At 70.2% G+C, this 18,364-nt stretch carries 15 protein-coding genes; 11 read left to right on the top strand and 4 right to left on the bottom strand.

Features of this window, described 5'->3' with window-relative positions:
* Positions 1-46 precede the first annotated feature (46 nt).
* The 4 genes from J8N05_RS02160 (at position 47) to groL (ending at position 4,279) form a co-directional block, all read left to right on the top strand.
* Positions 47-1,015, top strand: coding sequence for a polysaccharide deacetylase family protein (locus J8N05_RS02160; RefSeq protein ID WP_210880794.1), 969 nt, complete (start codon positions 47-49; stop codon positions 1,013-1,015).
* A complete protein-coding gene (locus J8N05_RS02155; RefSeq protein WP_210880793.1) occupies positions 1,012-1,776 on the top strand; it encodes a polysaccharide deacetylase family protein in 765 nt (254 codons plus the stop codon). Before J8N05_RS02160 ends, J8N05_RS02155 begins: the two co-directional genes overlap by 4 nt.
* A 450-nt stretch (positions 1,777-2,226) precedes the next feature.
* Entirely contained in the window at positions 2,227-2,535 is a 309-nt protein-coding gene (groES, locus tag J8N05_RS02150; RefSeq protein WP_003998759.1) for a co-chaperone GroES, read from the top strand.
* A 118-nt stretch (positions 2,536-2,653) separates the two neighbouring features.
* Entirely contained in the window at positions 2,654-4,279 is a 1,626-nt protein-coding gene (gene groL / locus J8N05_RS02145) for a chaperonin GroEL (RefSeq protein ID WP_210880792.1), read from the top strand.
* 113 nt (positions 4,280-4,392) lie between these two features.
* Here groL and J8N05_RS02140 read toward each other — a convergent pair whose 3' ends face one another.
* Both J8N05_RS02140 and J8N05_RS02135 read right to left on the bottom strand, forming a co-directional pair.
* A complete protein-coding gene (locus J8N05_RS02140) occupies positions 4,393-5,166 on the bottom strand; it encodes an SDR family NAD(P)-dependent oxidoreductase (protein ID WP_210880791.1) in 774 nt (257 codons plus the stop codon).
* Between the two features lie 9 nt (positions 5,167-5,175).
* Positions 5,176-5,847 carry an MOSC domain-containing protein gene (locus tag J8N05_RS02135; RefSeq protein ID WP_210880790.1) on the bottom strand — a complete coding sequence of 224 codons (672 nt, stop codon included), beginning with the start codon at positions 5,845-5,847 and terminating at the stop codon, positions 5,176-5,178.
* Positions 5,848-5,927: 80 nt separating this feature from the next.
* Here J8N05_RS02135 and J8N05_RS02130 point away from each other — a divergent pair, with 80 nt between their 5' ends.
* A complete protein-coding gene (locus tag J8N05_RS02130; protein WP_210880789.1) occupies positions 5,928-6,836 on the top strand; it encodes a LysR family transcriptional regulator in 909 nt (302 codons plus the stop codon).
* Between the two features lie 137 nt (positions 6,837-6,973).
* Here the strand turns inward: J8N05_RS02130 and J8N05_RS02125 are convergent, their stop codons facing one another.
* Positions 6,974-7,297 (bottom strand): WhiB family transcriptional regulator, encoded by a 324-nt coding sequence (locus J8N05_RS02125; RefSeq protein WP_210880788.1) that lies wholly within the window; start codon positions 7,295-7,297, stop codon positions 6,974-6,976.
* 380 nt (positions 7,298-7,677) lie between these two features.
* On the opposite strand from J8N05_RS02125, the gene J8N05_RS02120 reads away from it, so the two are divergent.
* The 4 genes from J8N05_RS02120 to J8N05_RS02105 all read left to right on the top strand — a co-directional run bounded on the left by J8N05_RS02120 (position 7,678) and on the right by J8N05_RS02105 (position 12,163).
* The gene (locus J8N05_RS02120; RefSeq protein ID WP_003948568.1) at positions 7,678-8,289 is read left to right on the top strand and encodes a response regulator transcription factor; all 612 of its coding nucleotides are present in this window, start codon (positions 7,678-7,680) and stop codon (positions 8,287-8,289) included.
* Between the two features lie 271 nt (positions 8,290-8,560).
* Positions 8,561-9,148 carry a sigma-70 family RNA polymerase sigma factor gene (locus J8N05_RS02115; protein ID WP_107015687.1) on the top strand — a complete coding sequence of 196 codons (588 nt, stop codon included), beginning with the start codon at positions 8,561-8,563 and terminating at the stop codon, positions 9,146-9,148.
* A gap of 281 nt (positions 9,149-9,429) precedes the next feature.
* Positions 9,430-10,935, top strand: a complete 1,506-nt coding sequence (gene guaB, locus J8N05_RS02110) for an IMP dehydrogenase (protein WP_189769698.1) — start codon at positions 9,430-9,432, stop codon at positions 10,933-10,935.
* A gap of 103 nt (positions 10,936-11,038) precedes the next feature.
* On the top strand, positions 11,039-12,163 hold the full coding sequence (locus J8N05_RS02105) for a GuaB3 family IMP dehydrogenase-related protein (RefSeq protein ID WP_107015689.1): 1,125 nt from the start codon (positions 11,039-11,041) through the stop codon (positions 12,161-12,163).
* A 581-nt stretch (positions 12,164-12,744) separates the two neighbouring features.
* Here J8N05_RS02105 and J8N05_RS02100 read toward each other — a convergent pair.
* Positions 12,745-13,950 (bottom strand): nucleotide sugar dehydrogenase, encoded by a 1,206-nt coding sequence (locus J8N05_RS02100; protein WP_107015690.1) that lies wholly within the window; start codon positions 13,948-13,950, stop codon positions 12,745-12,747.
* A gap of 299 nt (positions 13,951-14,249) precedes the next feature.
* Between J8N05_RS02100 and J8N05_RS02095 the strand changes: the two genes are divergently transcribed.
* Both J8N05_RS02095 and J8N05_RS02090 read left to right on the top strand, forming a co-directional pair.
* Positions 14,250-15,965 carry a glycerol-3-phosphate dehydrogenase/oxidase gene (locus J8N05_RS02095; RefSeq protein ID WP_210880787.1) on the top strand — a complete coding sequence of 572 codons (1,716 nt, stop codon included), beginning with the start codon at positions 14,250-14,252 and terminating at the stop codon, positions 15,963-15,965.
* A 370-nt stretch (positions 15,966-16,335) separates the two neighbouring features.
* Entirely contained in the window at positions 16,336-18,333 is a 1,998-nt protein-coding gene (locus J8N05_RS02090) for a serine/threonine-protein kinase (protein ID WP_210880786.1), read from the top strand.
* The last annotated feature ends 31 nt before the right edge of the window (positions 18,334-18,364 follow it).

Genomic DNA, 18,364 nt, shown 5'->3' with positions numbered 1-18,364 from the left:
GGTGTCGACCCGGCGAAGCCCGCTTGACCTGGGAGTATCCGGCCCCATGCGACTTGTAAGACAATCCCACATCAACGCCGCAAACGGGGTCCGTACGAGTGCCCCGAAAGGGGCGCGGGGAACTGCGCGGCCCGCCCCCACCGGCCCGCAGCCGACCGTCCGTCCGCGCCGAGCAGCGGCTCGCACGGCCCTGACCCTGCTGGCAGCCACCGCACTGGCCACCGCCTGCTCGGCCCCCGCACCCAAGGACATCAAGCCGGCCGCAGGCCAACAGGCAGCCGCCAAACTCCGCCAGGAGCAACGCGCCCACGCCGCAGCCGTGAAGAGATGGGGCCTGCCCAAGGCCCCCCTGCCCGCACCGCCCGCCCCGGCGAAGAAGCCGCACATCGACACCCGTGACGGCTTCGAGGTGGACGACCACGAAGGACTCCCGCCCGTCTTCACGACGATCCCCACCAAGGACAAGGTCGTCTTCCTCACCATCGACGACGGCGCCGAGAAGGACCCGGCGTTCCTGCGGATGATGAGCGAGCTGAAGATCCCGTACACCGCCTTCCTCAGTGACTACCTGGTCAAGGAGGACTACGGGTACTTCAAGAAGATGCAGGCCGCAGGCGTGTCGCTGAACAACCACACCCTCCACCACCGCTTCATGCCGGGCCTGTCGTACGCCGCGCAGAAGCGGGAGATCTGCGGGATGCAGGACGTGATCGAGAAGCGGTACGGAAAGCGGCCGACGCTCTTCCGCCCGCCGTTCGGCAACTACAACGAGGACACCCTGCGGGCCGCCAAGGCCTGCGGCATCAAGGCGGCCCCCCTCTGGAACGAGGAGGTCTTCGTCGACCGCTGGGAGTACCGGGAGTGGGACCGCGACCTGCGCCCCGGGGACATCGTTCTCAGCCATTTCCGCGGCAAGGAGGACTGGGAGGGCACGATGCCCGACATGGTCCGCCGCTTCCTGAAGCTGATCACCGACAAGGGGTACGCGGTGGCGCGCCTGGAGGACTACCTGTGAGGCGCCGGGGGGCCACCGCCGCACTTCTGGCCGGCGTGCTCTGTCTCGCGGGCTGCGCCCAGTCCGTGGACCCCATCGAGCGGCTGGGCAAGAAGGCCGCGCAGAAGGTACGCACGCACGGGCCGCCCGTGGACGCGTACCGCCGCTGGGGGCTGAGCGCCCCGCTCGCCCGTGCGCCCGGCCCGTCCGTCCGGCGGCCCGCCTTACGGGCCGCGGGGCCCGGCCTGCCGCCCGTGGTGGACCGCGTCCCGACCCGCGACAAGGTCGTCTTCCTGACCTTCGACGACGGCGCGGAGCGGGATCCGCGGTTCGTCGACATGGTGCGGGAACTGCGGCTGCCGGTGAGCGTGTTCCTCACGGACAGCGTCGTGGGGCCGGGGTACGCGCACTTCGGCCGGCTGCGCGCGGTCGGTGCGAGCGTGCAGAACCATACGCTCGATCATCCGTATCTGCCGGGGCTGCCGTACGAGGGGCAGCGGGCGGAGATCTGCGGGCAGCAGGAGAAGCTGAAGCGGCGGTTCGGGATCCGGCCGCGGCTGTTCCGGCCGCCGTACGGGAAGTACGACGGCGACACGCTGCGGGCGGCGGGGGACTGCGGTATCTCGGCGGTCGTTCTGTGGCGGGAGTCCGAGCGGTTGCGGGCGGGGGACATTCTGCATTGCCCTGAGGGGGGTGGGGCGTTGACGGGGGCGACCGTCCGGATGCTGCGCCGCATTCAGGAGCAGGGGTTCGCCGTGGCGCGGCTGGAGGACTACCTGTAGGGGCCCCGAGGACCTTTCTCCGCCCCCGCCGCCCCTACCCTCCCCGTCACTGCATGGGGGCTGCGCCCCCTCGCCCCCCTTTGCGCAGTTCCCCGCGCCCCTAGGGGGTGGGGGCAGGGGAAGGGGGCGGGAAAAGTCGGGCGCAGCCCGCTTTTCAGGGGCGCGGGGAACTGCGCGGCCCGCCCCCACCGGGCCGCAGACGAGAACCCTCCAGCCCGTCCGGCGCTTGCGGCAACCCCGATTCCGACCCGCCCGGATGCCGCCAACCGCCGGAGGTAACTGGCACTCCGCTTGACCGAGTGCTAATCGCAGTCATAGTCTCGGCTCTGGCACTCACCGCAGGAGAGTGCCAATAGCGACGGGCAGGTCCGGCACCCGCGACGACGGATCCACCTGGTCGCCACCTCAGACAGTTAACCCCGTGAGATCTCCGAAGGGGGAGGTCGGATCGTGACGACCACCAGCTCCAAGGTTGCCATCAAGCCGCTTGAGGACCGCATTGTGGTCCAGCCGCTCGACGCCGAGCAGACCACCGCCTCTGGCCTGGTCATTCCGGACACGGCGAAGGAGAAGCCCCAGGAGGGCGTCGTCCTGGCCGTCGGCCCGGGCCGCTTCGAGAACGGCGAGCGTCTTCCGCTCGACGTGAAGACCGGCGACATCGTGCTCTACAGCAAGTACGGCGGCACCGAAGTGAAGTACAACGGCGAGGAGTACCTCGTCCTCTCGGCTCGCGACGTGCTCGCGATCATCGAGAAGTAATTCACCCAGGTTTGCTTTGAACTGCGCCCCTGGCCCCAGCGAGTACTGAACACGAGTACTAAAAAAGCGCCGGGTGCCGGGGGCGCCGTTCGTTTTTTGAGAGGACTGAATCAGCTCCATGGCGAAGATCCTGAAGTTCGACGAGGACGCCCGTCGCGCCCTTGAGCGCGGCGTCAACAAGCTTGCCGATACCGTGAAGGTGACGATCGGCCCCAAGGGCCGCAACGTCGTCATCGACAAGAAGTTCGGCGCCCCCACCATCACCAACGACGGCGTCACCATCGCCCGCGAGGTCGAGCTCGACGACCCGTACGAGAACCTCGGCGCCCAGCTGGTGAAGGAGGTGGCGACCAAGACCAACGACATCGCGGGTGACGGTACGACCACCGCCACCGTGCTGGCCCAGGCGCTGGTGCGCGAGGGCCTGAAGAACGTCGCCGCCGGCGCGTCCCCCGCCCTCCTCAAGAAGGGCATCGACGCGGCCGTCGCCGCGGTCTCCGAGGAGCTCCTCGCGACCGCGCGCCCGATCGACGAGAAGTCCGACATCGCGGCCGTCGCCGGTCTGTCCGCCCAGGACAGCCAGGTCGGCGAGCTCATCGCCGAGGCGATGGACAAGGTCGGCAAGGACGGTGTCATCACCGTCGAGGAGTCCAACACCTTCGGTCTGGAGCTGGACTTCACCGAGGGCATGGCCTTCGACAAGGGCTACCTGTCCCCGTACATGGTGTCCGACCAGGAGCGTATGGAGGCCGTCCTCGACGACCCGTACATCCTGATCCACCAGGGCAAGGTCTCCTCCATCCAGGACCTGCTGCCCCTGCTTGAGAAGGTCATCCAGACCAACGCGTCGAAGCCGCTGCTGATCATCGCCGAGGACGTCGAGGGCGAAGCCCTGTCGACCCTGGTCGTGAACAAGATCCGCGGCACCTTCAACGCGGTGGCCGTCAAGGCCCCCGGCTTCGGCGACCGCCGCAAGGCCATGCTCGGTGACATCGCGACGCTCACCGGCGCCACGGTCATCGCCGAGGAGGTCGGCCTCAAGCTCGACCAGGTCGGCCTGGACGTGCTGGGCACCGCCCGCCGCGTGACCGTCACCAAGGACGACACGACCATCGTCGACGGCGGCGGCAACGGCGCCGACGTGGCCGGCCGTGTCAACCAGATCAAGGCCGAGATCGAGTCCACGGACTCCGACTGGGACCGCGAGAAGCTCCAGGAGCGCCTCGCGAAGCTGGCCGGCGGCGTGTGCGTCATCAAGGTCGGCGCCGCCACCGAGGTGGAGCTGAAGGAGAAGAAGCACCGTCTGGAGGACGCCATCTCCGCGACCCGCGCCGCGGTCGAGGAGGGCATCGTCTCCGGTGGTGGCTCCGCGCTCGTCCACGCCGTGAAGGTCCTCGAAGGCAACCTCGGCAAGGCCGGCGACGAGGCGACCGGTGTCGCCGTCGTCCGCAAGGCCGCCGTCGAGCCGCTGCGCTGGATCGCCGAGAACGCCGGCCTGGAGGGTTACGTCATCACCTCCAAGGTCGCCGACCTCGACAAGGGCCAGGGCTTCAACGCCGCGACCGGCGAGTACGGCGACCTGGTCAAGGCCGGCGTCATCGACCCGGTCAAGGTCACCCGCTCCGCCCTGGAGAACGCGGCGTCCATCGCCTCCCTGCTCCTCACGACCGAGACCCTGGTCGTCGAGAAGCCGGCGGAGGAGGAGGCCGAGGCCGCTCACGGTGGCCACGGCCACTCGCACTAGTCGCTGAGCTGAACCCCGCGCCCCTTCGGGCGCAGCATGAAGGCCCGGTACCCGTTTCGGCGGGGCCGGGCCTTCGTGCTGTCTCCGCCTGACGCCTAACAGCACCGACGCGCCTACTTCGGGCCGTACTTGCGGCCCGCCTTGGAGCTGACCCCGTCGGCCAGCCCCCGCGGCGTCACCTTCGCCAGGCCCGCCAGCACCTTGTAGCGCGCGTCCGGAATGGACAGGGACTTGCCCCGCGCGAGGTCGGCGAGACCGGCCGTGACCACCTTGTCGGCGTCCAGCCACATCCAGTCGGGGATGTCGTCCGTGCCCATCCCGGCCCGCTCGTGGAACTCGGTCCGCACGAAGCCGGGGCACAGTGCCATCAGCCGGACGCCGCTGCCCGCCAGGTCCTTCGCCACGCCCTGCGTGAACTGCACGACCCACGCCTTCGACGCCCCGTACGTACCGCGGGGCGTGAACGCGGCCATCGACGCCACGTTGACCACACCGCCGCGCCCGCGCTCCCGCATGGCCTCGGCCGCCGCCGAGGTGAGCCGCAGCACCGCCTCGCAGTGCACCTTGAGCATCCTCAGCTCGTCCGCCATCGGTACGTCCAGATACAGGCCCTTGTTGCCGAAGCCCGCGTTGTTGACGAGCAGGTCGACCGCGTGTTTGCGGTCCGAGACACGGGCGGCCACCGCCTCGATGCCCTCGTCCGTCGCCAGGTCCGCCGCCAGCACCTCCGCCTCGATGCCGTGCCGGTCGTGCAGTTCCGTCGCCTGCTCGCCGAGCCGCTTGGTGTCACGCGCGACCAGCACGAGGTTGTGCCCGTCGGCGGCCAGCCGCCGTGCGAAGGCGGCACCGATGCCCGCTGTCGATCCCGTAATCAAAGCCGTTGTCATGGCCCAAGGTTAGTGACCGCCGTACTTCTCGACGTACCTCAGCGCCGTCTCCCGTGCCTCCGGGTGCAGGGCGTCGCCGGCCGCCAGCACCTTTGGCAGCAGCGTCCGTTCGAGCGTGACCGCGCGGAACTGCAGGGCGGCGGTGACCTCGTGGTCCGGCCGGTGCACGATCTCGATCGGATCGCCCGCCCGTATCTCCCCGGGCTCGATCACCCGCAGATACGCGCCGGTCGCCCCCTTGCGCGTGAACCGCCTGACCCAGCCCTTCTCGCCCAGGTGGCCCTGGAAGGTGAGGCAGGGGATCCGCCCGGACGTCACTTCGAGCACGACCTCGGAGCCGATGCGCCAGCGCTCCCCGATCTTCGCCCCGGACACGTCGATGCCCTCGGTCGTGAGGTTCTCCCCGAACATCCCGCTGGACAGCGGGCGCCTCAGCTCGCGTTCCCAGTCGTCGAGGTCCTCGCGCGCGAAGGCGTACACCGCCTGGTCGTCGCCGCCGTGGTGCCGCAGCTCGCACACGGCGTCCCCGGCGAGACCGCTCCCGCCGACGCCCTTGGGCCCGGGCGCGGCGACCCGTACCGGCCCGTCCACCGGCCGCTTGTCGATGCCGGTCACGCCCTCGGCCTGGTCCGTGTACTCGACGGCCTTCGGCCGCCCCAGATTCAGAGACAGAAGCTTCATGAAGGCACGCTAGGCGATCCGGGCCAAAAGCGTCGACGCGATATTCCTCGCCGTATCCAAGATTCGCTTATGCTCGAAGGGTGATCGAGGCCCGTCATCTGCGCGTCCTGCGTGCCGTCTCCGCCACCGGTTCCTTCTCGGCGGCGGGGCGCGAGCTGGGCTGCACCCAGCCCGCCGTCAGCCAGCAGATGAAGGCGCTCGAAGCCTCCGTCGGCACACCGCTGCTCATCCGCACCGGCCGTGAGATGCGGCTGACCCAGGCGGGCGAGGCCCTCGTGCGGCACGCGGCGGGCATCATCGCCGGGCTGACCGCCGCCGAGGAGGAGGTCGCCGCGATCGCGGGGCTGCGCGCGGGCCGGGTGCGCCTGGTCTCGTTCCCCAGCGGAAGCTCCACGCTCGTACCGACCGCGCTCGCCGCCCTGCGCGCGGCCCACCCCGGCACCCGGGTCTCCCTGGAGGAGGCCGAACCGCCGCGCTCCGTCGAGATGCTCCGCGAGGGCGACTGCGACGTGACACTCGCCTTCCGGTACGAGGGCGCGGCGGCGGGTCCCGCGGGCGCGGAGGAGTGGGACGACCTGGTGATCCGGCCGCTGCTCACGGACCGGCTCGTCGGTCTGGTCCCCGAGGGGCACCGGTTGGCCCGGGCGGGCACGGTCGCCATCGGGGACCTCGCCGACGAGCCGTGGATCGCCGGCTGTCCGCGCTGCCGGACCCAGCTGGTCGAGGTCTGCGCGAACGCCGGCTTCACCCCGCGCATCGACTTCGCGACCGACGACTATCCGGCGGTGGTCGGTCTGGTCGGGGCGGGCCTCGGGGTCGCGGTCCTGCCCGAACTGGCCATCGAATCCGTACGCCCCAAAGGTGCACGCACAGTGACGGTGGAGCCCGCGCTGCGGCGGGAGATCGTCGCGCTCACGCTGCCGGATCTGGCCCAGGTGCCCGCCGTGGCGGCCACGCTGGACCAGCTGGCCGGAGCGGCCGCCCGCTGAACCCGGTTCCACGGGCCCGGTCTCGCGGGGTCTTGGTCCTGGGGGTGTTTCGAGACACCCCTAGGCGGCGCCGGGTATGCCGTGGGGGACGTGAAGAAGGGGCACACGCGCGCGTGTCGGTCCGGAGAAACGTTCCTTCAGTGGGGTGACGGGTCGCCCCCGCTCGATGCCGAGACCAGGCGGTTGCGCGCCCGTCCCATGAGTTCCTCGCGCTCGTCCTCGGTCAGGCCGCCCCACACGCCGTACGGCTCGCGCACCGCCAGCGCGTGCGCGGCGCACTCCGCCCGCACCGGGCACCTCATGCAGACCTCTTTGGCCGAGTTCTCACGAGCGCTCCGTGCCGCACCGCGCTCGCCCTCGGGGTGAAAGAAGAGCGAGCTGTCGACCCCGCGGCACGCCGCGAGCAGCTGCCAGTCCCACAGATCCGCGTTCGGTCCGGGAAGGCGGGAGAAATCTGCCATTGCTTTGTCCCCTTGTAGCCGTTTTGGTCGGTTACGTGCCCATCACCGTACATCTACGATCTAAGGAGATGAAAATATGACTCATTGCGAATCTAGCCCCAGACACCAGTAAATGGAACGAAAAGCGGCTGAATGGGGCATAGCTTGTGATGAAACCTTGAGGGTCTGCCGCACGTGTCTCCACCGTGTCCGCGCCCTCACGTAGAGTGCCGAACGTGGCTCACCGCCCCGTAACTCTTTCGAGTGACCGTCGTTGAGTGTGCGAGGCGGTTGAAGGAACAAACGCTCGGGCAAGCGTCCGAGTCGGTCGACCGCACAGGTGACGATTTCGTACCAGCCTGGAGGCCCAAGGTGACGCGCATCAGCTGCGGAGGACGGCCATGACATCCGTCCTCGTCTGCGACGACTCCCCGCTTGCCCGAGAGGCGCTCCGCCGTGCGGTGGCGACCGTGCCCGGCGTAGAGCGCGTGACCACGGCGGCCAACGGCGAGGAAGTCCTCCGCCGCTGGGGTGCCGACCGTTCGGACCTGATTCTGATGGACGTACGCATGCCCGGTCTGGGCGGCGTGGAGACGGTCCGGCGGCTGCTGTCCGCCGACCCCGGTGCGCGCATCATCATGCTCACCGTGGCCGAGGACCTGGACGGCGTCGCACTCGCGGTCGCCGCCGGTGCCCGCGGCTATCTCCACAAGGACGCCTCCCGCGCGGAGCTGCGGGCGACCGTCACCCAGGCCCTCGCCGACCCGACCTGGCGGCTCGCGCCGCGCAGACTGCGGTCGGCCGAGATGGGCGCTGCGCCGACGCTCACCGCGCGTGAGATCCAGGTCCTGGAGGGCATGAGCCACGGCCGGTCCAACGCGGAGATCGGCCGTGAGCTGTTCCTCTCCGAGGACACGGTCAAGACGCACGCCCGCCGGCTCTTCAAGAAGCTCGGCGCCTCGGACCGCGCGCACGCGGTGGCGCTCGGATTCCGATGGGGCCTGGTCCGCTAGGTGGACCGCCGCGGGGGTACGGGTTTCCCCGTCCGCCGAAAGGCGGACGGGGCCGGGCCCGACAGGGGATCGGATGACGCCGTTCGGGTACCCGATCCCCGTTTCCCGGCGGATGCCGCATCCTTGAGGTGTGGAGTCCCTCGGGAACAAGTCGGTCGAGCGGGAGGGGAGGGCGCAGGAGATGAGTTCCGGCGCACCTGCTCATAACGCTTCGGTGCACAACTACGGACGCGGTGCCACGGAACGAACGACGCCAAGGCACCATGGACCGATGCGTGACGACGAGGCTGCCAATGCCCATGGGGCGATTGGTGCGCTCGTCCACCGCGCGGTCGAGGGCGACGAGCAGGCCACACACGACCTCCTCGCCCATGTCCACCCGCTCGCCATCCGCTACTGCCGTACGCGGCTGTCCCGACTTCCGGGTGACGCGCGGCACTTCGTGGAGGACCTGGCGCAGGAGGTCTGCGTGGCGGTGCTGCTCGCACTGCCGCGCTACAAGGACACCGGGCGCCCCTTCGAGGCCTTTGTCTTCGCCATCGCCGGTCACAAGGTGGCCGACCTGCAGCGGGCCGCGATGCGGCATCCCGGTTCGACGGCCGTGCCCTCGGACGAGATGCCCGAGCGGCCGGACGACTCGCTCGGCCCCGAGGAGCGCGCCCTCCTCAGCAGCGACGCCGAGTGGGCGAAGAAACTGATGGCCAACCTCCCCGAGAACCAGCGGGAGCTTCTGCTGCTGCGGATCGCGGTGGGCCTCACGGCCGAGGAGACCGGACAGATGTTGGGAATGTCACCCGGCGCGGTCCGGGTGGCCCAGCACCGGGCGCTCAGCCGCCTGCGGGCCCTCGCCGAGCAGTAGGCGGTTCCTCCCCTCCGGGCCCGGCGCGCCGCATGCACGGCTATCGGCGGTGTGCGGTTGCGGTGTGCGGCGTACGGCTTGGGACGGGGGCCGATCCACCCGGCGGTACGCGTCCTCGTGCGCCGGCCGGTGCCGGGGTGCGGCAGCGTGCTGAACGGGGCGGCCGCCCGACCCGTAGGAACCTACGAGGCCCGGGGGCGGCCGTGACCGTGGAATGAGAGAGCCATGCTTCCCGTTAGCATGGACATCCGCACCGATCAAGGCCATTTGGGGAAGGTGTCATGACTGCAAACGTCGACGGAGTGCCCGAGAAATTCGCGACGCTCGGGCTGACCTACGACGACGTGCTGCTGCTGCCGGGCGCATCGGAAGTGCTGCCCAACGCGGTCGACACCTCGTCCCGTATCTCCCGCAACGTACGCGTGAACATTCCGCTGCTCTCGGCGGCCATGGACAAGGTCACCGAGTCCCGGATGGCGATCGCCATGGCCCGCCAGGGCGGCGTCGGCGTACTGCACCGGAACCTCTCCATCGAGGACCAGGTCAACCAGGTCGACCTCGTGAAGCGCTCCGAGTCCGGCATGGTCACCGACCCGATCACGGTGCACCCGGACGCGACGCTCGGCGAGGCCGACGCGCTGTGCGCCAAGTTCCGCATCAGCGGCGTCCCCGTCACCGACGGCAACGGCAAGCTGCTCGGCATCGTCACCAACCGCGACATGGCCTTCGAGACCGACCGCTCCCGTCAGGTGCGCGAGGTCATGACCCCGATGCCGCTCGTCACCGGCAAGGTCGGCATCTCCGGGACCGACGCCATGGAGCTGCTGCGCCGCCACAAGATCGAGAAGCTTCCGCTGGTCGACGACGCGGGCATCCTCAAGGGCCTCATCACGGTCAAGGACTTCGTCAAGGCCGAGAAGTACCCGAACGCGGCGAAGGACGCCGAGGGCCGCCTCCTCGTGGGCGCCGCCGTGGGCGCGAGCCCCGAGGCCCTTGAGCGGGCCCAGGCGCTCGCCGAGGCCGGGGTGGACTTCCTGATCGTCGACACCTCGCACGGGCACAACAGCAACGCCCTCAACTGGATGGCGAAGATCAAGTCGAGCGTCGGCGTCGACGTGATCGGCGGCAACGTGGCCACCCGCGACGGCGCCCAGGCGCTGATCGACGCCGGTGTGGACGGCGTCAAGGTGGGCGTGGGCCCCGGCTCCATCTGTACGACCCGCGTGGTCGCCGGTATCGGCGTACCGCAGGTCACCGCCATCTACGAGGCCGCCCTCGCGGCCCGCGCCGCCGGTGTCCCGGTGATCGGGGACGGCGGACTGCAGTACTCCGGAGACATCGGCAAGGCGCTGGCCGCCGGCGCCGACACGGTGATGCTCGGCAGCCTCCTCGCCGGCTGCGAGGAGTCGCCCGGCGAGCTGCTCTTCATCAACGGCAAGCAGTTCAAGTCGTACCGCGGCATGGGCTCGCTCGGTGCCATGCAGTCCCGCGGCCAGGGCAAGTCGTACTCGAAGGACCGCTACTTCCAGGCGGAGGTGGCCTCCGACGACAAGCTCGTCCCCGAGGGCATCGAGGGCCAGGTGCCCTACCGCGGCCCCCTCGGGAACGTGCTGCACCAGCTCGTCGGCGGGCTGCGCCAGACCATGGGCTATGTGGGTGCCGCGTCCATCGACGAGATGGAGACCAAGGGCCGCTTCGTACGGATCACGTCGGCGGGCCTCAAGGAGAGCCACCCGCACGACATCCAGATGACGGTCGAGGCACCGAACTACAGCCGCGGCCAGTAGCAGCAACCCGTTCGAGGGCGGTCTCGGAGACTCCGGGACCGCCCTCGCCGTATGTGTCGGGGATACTGGAACGCGCAGAACCGAAGAGGGAAAGGCCACACACGTGACTGAGATCGAGATCGGGCGCGGCAAGCGCGGCCGCCGGGCGTACGCCTTCGACGACATCGCCGTCGTCCCGAGCCGCCGTACGCGCGACCCGAAGGAGGTCTCGATCGCCTGGCAGATCGACGCCTACCGCTTCGAGCTGCCGTTCCTGGCGGCTCCCATGGACTCGGTGGTCTCCCCGGCGACCGCCATCCGCATCGGGGAGCTGGGCGGTCTCGGCGTCCTCAACCTCGAAGGCCTGTGGACGCGGCACGAGGACCCGCAGTCGCTCCTCGACGAGATCGTGGAGCTGGACGCGGAGACCGCGACCCGCCGCCTCCAGGAGATCTACGCGGCTCCCATCAAGGAGGAGCTGATCGGGCTGCGCATCAAGGAGGTGCGCGACTCGGGCGTGGTCACCGCCGCCGCGCTCTCGCCGCAGCGCACCGCGCAGTTCTCCAAGGCCGTGGTTGACGCGGGCGTCGACATCTTCGTCATCCGCGGTACGACGGTCTCGGCGGAGCACGTCTCCGGCGCCTCCGAGCCGCTGAACCTGAAGCAGTTCATCTACGAGCTGGACGTCCCGGTCATCGTCGGCGGCTGCGCCACGTACACGGCGGCGCTGCACCTGATGCGTACCGGCGCGGCCGGTGTCCTGGTGGGCTTCGGCGGCGGCGCCGCGCACACCACGCGCAACGTGCTCGGCATCCAGGTCCCGATGGCCACCGCCGTCGCGGATGTGGCCGCGGCCCGCCGCGACTACATGGACGAGTCCGGCGGCCGGTACGTGCACGTGATCGCGGACGGCGGGGTCGGCTGGTCCGGCGACCTGCCCAAGGCGATCGCCTGCGGCGCCGACTCGGTGATGATGGGCTCCCCGCTCGCCCGCGCGACGGACGCGCCCGGCCGCGGCCACCACTGGGGCATGGAGGCCGTCAACGAGGAGCTGCCGCGCGGCAAGAAGGTCGACCTCGGCACCGTCGGCACCATCGAGGAGGTCCTGCTGGGCCCCTCGCACACCCCCGACGGCTCCATGAACTTCTTCGGCGCCCTGCGCCGCGCGATGGCCACGACCGGCTACAGCGAACTGAAGGAGTTCCAGCGCGTCGAGGTCACGGTGGCGGACTCGCAGCACAAGCGCTGACGCGACGCCGCGCTCGGCCTGAGCCGACGAACGACGAGGGGCCCGGTCACTCACAAGGGTGAGTGACCGGGCCCTTTCGCGTGCCCGCGCATCCGAACGGCCCTGGTGGGGCGCGTTTCGCGTTCAGGGGGCGCACGGTTGCCTTTGCGCCGAATGGGCGGGAAACGGCCGTGTCGAGGCGATAACGTCCGTGTTCGGCGCTCCAGTTGTGTGGGCGCCCCCTTCCAAGGACATCGTTCCGGACCCCGGCCCTCGGGGCCCGGCCCGAGTTCCAGCCGAGCCGCCTACCGGGTCTCTGGGTGGCGTCGTGGAAGGGGGCCGCCCATGGGCCGCCACCGCAAGCCCACCCGCTGGGACCGGATCCGTCTGTGGACGGTGAAGTGCCGGAGGAGGTGGATTCTGCGGATTTTCGGATGGTGAGCGGCCGCCCCCAATGCAACTAGGGGCGGACACTCCGTAACCCATCTAGGAGCCTGCCGCAGTGACCCCTGCGGTGGGCTCCACCCACTTCCGTACGGTACCGGCGGTGGGTGTCGTTCGCCACCAGCGGCCGGGGCTTCGGAGGTGTCCCGCGCCCCCTTTCACAACCTGTGCGCCGCCCCCGTGGGTGTGGCTCCACGGGTGTCCAGGAGTAGTTGGGCTTTTACCGAGAGGCCTTGCAGGTCGTAGGTGCGGTGTTGCTGGAGCAGGATCGTCAGGTCCGCGTCGGCTGCTGCCTCGTAGAGGGAGTCCACTCGGGGGACCGGGCGGTCGAGGATGGACCAGGACGGGACGTGCGGGTCGTGGTAGCTGACGGCGGCGCCCAGTTCCATCAGGCGGGTCGCGATCTCCTGGGCGGGTGAGCCCTGCTGGTCGGCGTGGTCGGCCTTGTAGGTGACGCCGAGGAGCAGCACGCGCGCGCCGCGGGCCGACTTGCCGTGTTCGTTGAGGAGTGTGGCCGCGCGCTGGATGACGTACCGGGGCATGTGGTCGTTGACCTGCTGGGCCAGTTCGACCATGCGCAGGGAGCGGGTCCGCGGGCCCGCCAGGTCGCGCGGGACGGCGTGCCCGCCCACACCGGGGCCGGGGCGGAAGGCCTGGAAGCCGAACGGCTTGGTCTCGGCGCAGCGGATGACGTCCCACAGGTCGACGCCGAGGTCGTGGCAGAGGACGGCCATCTCGTTGACCAGGGCGATGTTGACGTGCCGGTAGTTGGTCTCCAGGAGCTGCACGGTCTCCGCCTCGCGGGGGCCACGCGCGCGTACGACCTTGTCGGTGAGCCGGCCGTAGAACGCGGCGGCCGACTCCGTGCAGGCCGGGGTGAGCCCGCCGATGACCTTCGGGGTGTTGGCGGGGCCGTGGTCGCGGTTGCCCGGGTCCACCCGACTGGGTGAGTACGCGAGGTGGAAGTCGCGGCCCGCCCGGAGCCCCGAGCCCTCCTCCAGGAGCGGCCGGAGGAATTCCTCGGTCGTCCCCGGGTACACGGGGGACTCCAGGATCACCGTGGTGTGCGGGCGCAGATGCGCGGCCAGGGTGCGGGCGGCGGAGGCCACCTGCCCCAGGTCGAGTGTCCCGTCCGCGCCGCGCGGGGTCGGAGCGCAGATGACGGCGGTGCGTACGCGGCCCAGCTCGGCCGGGTCCGTGGCCCGCCGGAATCCCGTGGACAGCATCCGGCGCAGGTCGGCCGCGGCCAGCGGCGCCGGGTCGCCGCACTCGTAGCCGAGGGTGGGGATACCGGTGGTGGCGGCGGCCCGGGCCAGGGGCAGGCCGAGCTGGCCGAGGCCGATGACGGCGAGATCTGCGGGCATGGCGGTGGGCCGTCCTTCCCTGTAGCCGGAGAGGCAGTAGCCGGAGTGGGGCGAGGGCGCAAGCCCTGTGGACAGAACGGGCGAGCGCAATGTCAGACTAGGAGTAAATATGACCGATTTGCGGGATTGCTCGGTTGTGTTTCTCCGGAAGTCGCCGAGCCGGACACCGAGAGTTATCCACAGGCGGACCGCCGGTGGTGGCCGATGGCGGGCATCACGGTCAGAATTTGGGCATGGGGGATGTGAGCAGGGCCTCGCCGTACGGGTGAGCCCGGCGCGACAGACAGCTGGAGGCAACTGTGCGGACAGCGACACTGGGACCGGCGGAGCGCGCCGGGTCACTCGCGGCGATGGCCGAGCACGAACTGGACGTGCTCGTCGTAGGAGCGGGCGTGGTGGGCGCGGGCACCGCGTTGGACGCCGTGACCCGCGGCCTGTCCACCGGACTGGTCGAGGCGCGTGACTGGGCGTCGGGCACATCGAGCCGGTCGAGCAAGCTGATCCACGGCGGCCTGCGCTATCTGGAGATGCTCGACTTCGCGCTCGTACGGGAGGCGCTGAAGGAGCGCGGGCTGCTGCTCGAACGGCTCGCACCGCATCTCGTGAAACCCGTGCCGTTCCTGTATCCCCTGCAGCACAAGGGCTGGGAGCGGGTCTACGCCGGATCGGGCGTCGCCCTCTACGACGCGATGTCGATGGCGCGCGGCCACGGCCGCGGACTGCCCGTGCACCGGCACCTCTCACGGCGGCACGCGCTGCGCGTCGCCCCCGCGCTGAAGAAGGACGCCCTGGTCGGGGCATTGCAGTACTACGACGCGCAGATGGACGACGCCCGCTATGTGGCGACCCTGGTGCGCACCGCCGCCGCGTACGGCGCGAAGGTCGCCAACCGCGCGCGTGTGACCGGCTTCCTGCGCGAGGGCGAACGGGTCGTCGGCGCCAAGGTGCAGGACGTCGAGGGCGGCGGGGAGTACGAGATCCGTGCCAAGCAGATCGTGAACGCCACCGGCGTGTGGACGGACGACACCCAGGCGATGGTCGGGGAGCGCGGCCAGTTCCACGTCCGGGCTTCGAAGGGCATCCATCTGGTCGTACCGAAGGACCGGATCACCTCGTCGAGCGGGCTGATCCTGCGCACCGAGAAGTCCGTGCTGTTCGTGATCCCCTGGGGCCGGCACTGGATCGTGGGCACTACGGACACCGAGTGGGACCTCGACAAGGCGCACCCGGCGGCGTCCAGCGCCGACATCGACTACGTGCTGGAGCATGTGAACGCGGTCCTGGCGGTCCCGCTGACCCGCGACGACGTACAGGGCGTGTACGCGGGACTGCGGCCGCTGCTCGCCGGCGAGTCCGAGGCCACGAGCAAGCTGTCGCGCGAGCACACCGTGGCGCACCCGGCGCCCGGGCTCGTGGTCGTCGCGGGCGGCAAGTACACGACCTACCGGGTGATGGCCAAGGACGCGGTGGACGAGGCGGTGCACGGCCTCGACCAGCGGGTCGCCGAGTGCGTCACGGAGGACATCCCGCTGGTCGGCGCCGAGGGCTACCGGGCCCTGTGGAACGCGCGAGCGCGGATCGCCGCCCGGACCGGCCTGCACGTGGTGCGCGTGGAGCACCTGCTGAACCGGTACGGATCACTCGCCGAGGAGGTCCTCGACCTCATCGCCGCGGACCAGACACTGGGCGATCCGCTGCCGGCGGCCGACGACTACCTGCGCGCCGAGATCGTCTACGCGGCCTCGCACGAGGGGGCACGGCATCTGGACGACGTGCTGACGCGGCGCACGCGCATCTCGATCGAGACCTTCGACCGGGGCACGCGCAGCGCACGGGAGGCCGCCGAACTGATGGCGCCGGTGCTCGGCTGGGACAAGGACCAGATCGAGCGCGAGATCGAGCACTACCAGAAGCGGGTCGAGGCCGAACGGGAGTCGCAGCGTCAGCCGGACGACCTGACGGCGGACGCGGCCCGGCTGGGAGCGCCGGACATCGTGCCGCTGGAGTCGCCGTAGCCGCTGCGGGGTCCAACTCGGCGGCGGGCAGGGGCCGGTGTCGCGCCGGTGCCCGCCGCCGGAAGCGGCCGTGTATGCGGCCTTGTGCGCGGCCGTGTCCGCGACCGGGCATTTCGTGGTGGCTTTCGCCGGGGCGAAGTGGGTACCCGCTGTTGAGGTGTCGAAGAAGGCTGAACCCTCTGCGGTGGCATCGGAATTCCTCCTTGTCGCAGCTCATGACGGGGGAGGAGCCGGGCCGAGGGGCAGGTGGGGAACGGATGAGGGGCGGTTCGGGGAAGCGTTGCCTCCAGGAGGGGCACCCGGGGCATCGGACGGTGTCCGGGTGGGTGACAATGGAGGCTCTGTCAGGGCGGGTTGCATGAGGGGACGCATGTCGGAGGCGGAGCAGTCGGGAGCATCCCGTCAGGACGATGGTGGACGTCTCCTCGCCGGGCGGTACCGGCTGGGAGGAGTCCTCGGCCGCGGCGGCATGGGCACCGTGTGGCGTGCGGAGGACGAGACGCTCGGGCGCACGGTCGCCGTGAAGGAACTGCGGCTGCCGCCGCGCATCGACGAGGACGAGAAGCGCCGGCTGATCACCCGGACCTTCCGCGAGGCCAAGGCGATCGCGCGGATCCGGAACAACAGCGCGGTGACCGTCTACGACGTGGTCGACGAGGACGACCGCCCGTGGATCGTGATGGAACTGGTCGAGGGCAAGTCCCTCGCCGAGGTGATCCGTGAGGACGGGCTGCTCACGTCGAAGCGGGCGGCCGAGGTCGGCCTCGCCATCCTCGACGTGCTGCGCGCGGCGCACCGCGAGGGCATCCTGCACCGCGACGTGAAACCGTCGAACGTGCTCATCGGCAAGGACGGCCGGGTCGTCCTCACGGACTTCGGCATCGCCCAGGTGGAGGGCGACCCGTCCATCACCTCGACCGGCATGCTGGTCGGCGCGCCCTCGTACATCTCGCCGGAGCGGGCGCGCGGACACAAGCCGGGCCCCGCGGCCGACCTGTGGTCGCTGGGCGGCCTGTTGTACGCGGCGGTGGAGGGCGTGCCCCCGTACGACAAGGGATCCGCCATCGCGACGCTCACCGCGGTGATGACGGAGCCGGTGGAGCAGCCGAAGAACGCGGGCCCGCTGGAGAACGTCATCTACGGGCTCCTCGTCAAGGACCCCGAGCAGCGTCTCGACGACGCCGGGGCGCGGGCGATGCTCACCGAGATCATCAACACGCCCGAGCGCAAGGACGAGCCGGAGCCGGCGGAGGCGACGAAGGTCGTGCCGCTGCCGGACCTGCCCTCGGACAAGCCGTCCGGCCCCTCCAGGAAGGGGACTTCGGGCGGCGGCAAGAAGAAGGCCGCCGCCGCGGCGGCACTGGCGTCCGCGGGGGCCGCGTCGGCCGCCGCGCCGTCGTCGTCCTCCTCGCCCTCCGGATCGGGCGCCGCTTCCGGTACGAGGTCCGGGGCCGCGGCCGGTACCGCCGCGGGCGCCGGTGTGCCCGCTTCCGCGAAGAACCGGGACGCTGTCGCTTCGGGGCTGAACTCCAGTGCGGTGGGCGGAAGTCCGGGCGATTCCGGCCCCGCGTACTCGCGGGGCACCACGTCCAGGGCGCCGCTCACCGATGTGGTGTCCCGGCGGACGCTGGTGATCATCGCCGTCGTCGTGGCGCTGGCCGTGCTCGGCACGATCCTCGCCGTCACGCTGGGTGGCGACGACGACTCGGGCGCCGGCGGGAACAAGGGCGGCGACGACAAGTCGACGTCCAGTGGCGCGAACGCGGGAAGCGACACCAAACAGGACGAGAACAGCGGCACCGATTCGGACGACGACGACAAGGCGGACTCCTCCGGAGGGAACGCGACGAAGGAGAGTTCGCCGAGCGCGAGCGCTTCCGAGGAGTCGAGCGGATCGGACGGGTCGGAAGACGACTCCGAGAGCGGTTCGGGCAGCGGGGTCGAGTCGACGCACAAGGACGGACAGGGCTTCTCGATCGGCCTGCCCAAGGGCTGGAAATACCAGTCCACGAGCGCGGCCGGCGCCCGGTTCGCCGGTCCCGACGGACAGAAGCTGCTGGTCGGCTGGACCACGACGCCCAAGGACGACCCGGTGGCGGACTGGAAGAACCAGGAGCAGTTCATGCAGCGGTCGCAGTATCAGCGGATCCGAATAGAGAAGGCGGACTACCGCGGCTGGAACACGGCGGACTGGGAATTCACCTACGTGGACGGTGGCACGAAATACCGGTCCATAGACCGCGGCTTCGTCGTCAATGACAGCCAGGGATACGCGCTCATGTACACCGCGAAGGACTCGAAATGGGACACCGACCTTCGCAAGGACACGTGGCGCACGCTGACAAAGTCGTTCGAACCGAAGTCCTGAGGGTCACGGGTCAATTGAGATCTCGCATCTC

Source organism: Streptomyces liliiviolaceus, from assembly GCF_018070025.1.
Classification (GTDB): Bacteria; Actinomycetota; Actinomycetes; order Streptomycetales; family Streptomycetaceae; genus Streptomyces; species Streptomyces liliiviolaceus.
The sequence above is the reverse complement of the archived record's forward strand: the minus strand, read 5'-3'. Positions and strand labels throughout refer to the sequence as shown.